At 44.1% G+C, this 1,468-nt stretch carries 1 protein-coding gene; it reads right to left on the reverse strand.

Annotation, left to right across the window (positions count from 1 at the left end; genetic code table 11):
* Positions 1–1,449: IS1182 family transposase (locus tag I8U17_RS18020; RefSeq protein ID WP_370589294.1), on the reverse strand; the 1,449-nt coding region annotated here is incomplete at its 3' end.
* Positions 1,450–1,468: the final 19 nt, after the last annotated feature.

Here is a 1,468-nt window from a genome sequence, read left to right on the forward strand (position 1 = left end):
CCCTTTTCTTCGGAAAAGGAATGGGGTTTTGTATATTTCTAGGATATATACAGATAAAGTAAACCTGATGTGACCTATTAACCAAATCGCAAAGCCTTTTCCTCTCTTCGAGAGGAGCAAAGCCAGTTTTTTAACATTTTGAGCCACAGCAGTCAGGAGGCATTGCTCCCTGACTTTAGCAAGGCCCCTATAACGTGCATAGCGAAGACCATGAAGTTCTTTTGCGTCAGCGAAGCTGCGCTCAATAGTCTGGCCCCTCCTTTTGTACAGTTGTTTTCCTCGATCGCTTAAACGGTTGTGTCGAGCCCATTCTTTTGCATCTTCCCAAACATGGCGAGTGATGGTTTTCGTAAAGGTTTTGGAATGCGTGCATTTGGAGAGAAAGGGGCAGGTCTGACACACTTTCGGGTTGGATTTGTATTCACGATATCCGGATCGGTTGGTGGTTTTGTACAGGAGTTCGTGCTTAGCGGGGCACAAATACACATCTTTTTCCGGTATGTACTTAAATTGCCATTTATGAAACAGACCTTTCTTAGGTCGAAATCTCCGGTGAGCAATTACGGAAAAAATTTCCCTTTCCTTAAGTCCTTGACAAATGGGCATGGTGAGATAACCGGCATCCAAGGCAACTTCCTCGACACGGAATCCGAAACGGTTGATCTGACGATCCAATCGCTTGAGATAGGGGATCGAATCATGAACATTTCCAGGAGTCACATAAACATCCGTGACAAAATTGTACTTTCCGTCAACGGTTCGGTGGTCCAGGTAGAAGAACCCTTCGGGTTTCCCATCCCGAACCATATAACCACTGTCAGGATCTGTGGTGCTCACCCGGATTTCTTTTTCTTTCAGTTGGATTCGTTTTTTTTTAAACGGTTTTTTATCGTGTTGAATCCGATCTTCGTCGATGGCTTTTTCTAACTCATCCATATAGTCCTTAGGTGTTACAGTGACTTTCTGTTTCTTGAACTTGCTTTTGCTTGCATTCGCCTTTAAAAACGTAGAGTCTGTGAATAATTGCTTCCCATCAACAAACCCGTGGCCAATTGCCTGAAGTACGATTTCATCAAAGATTTCTTGGTAGATGGTGGACTGTTGAAATCGCCGGCGGCGATTTTGGCTAAAGGTGGAGTGATGGGGTACTGGATCAGTCAGGGAAAGTCCGACGAACCAACGGTAAGCGATATTCACACGGATTTCTTCAATGAGCCGCCTTTCCGATCGGATTCCGTACAGATAGCCAATGAGCAGCATTTTGAACAGCATGATAGGATCTATGCAGGGTCTGCCATTGTCTTCACAATAAAGCGGCCTGCATTTTTCGGCAATAAACGAAAAATCAATCGTTTCGTTGATTTTTCTAAGTAAATGATCTTGTGGGACCAGGTCTTCTATGTTGACCATCTCTGGATGAAATTCTCTGGATGAATTCGTCCTGAACATAGAAACCTTCCTTCGGAAT

This window comes from Thermoactinomyces sp. CICC 10521 (assembly GCF_016055135.1).
Lineage (GTDB): Bacteria > Bacillota > Bacilli > Thermoactinomycetales > Thermoactinomycetaceae > Thermoactinomyces_A > Thermoactinomyces_A daqus.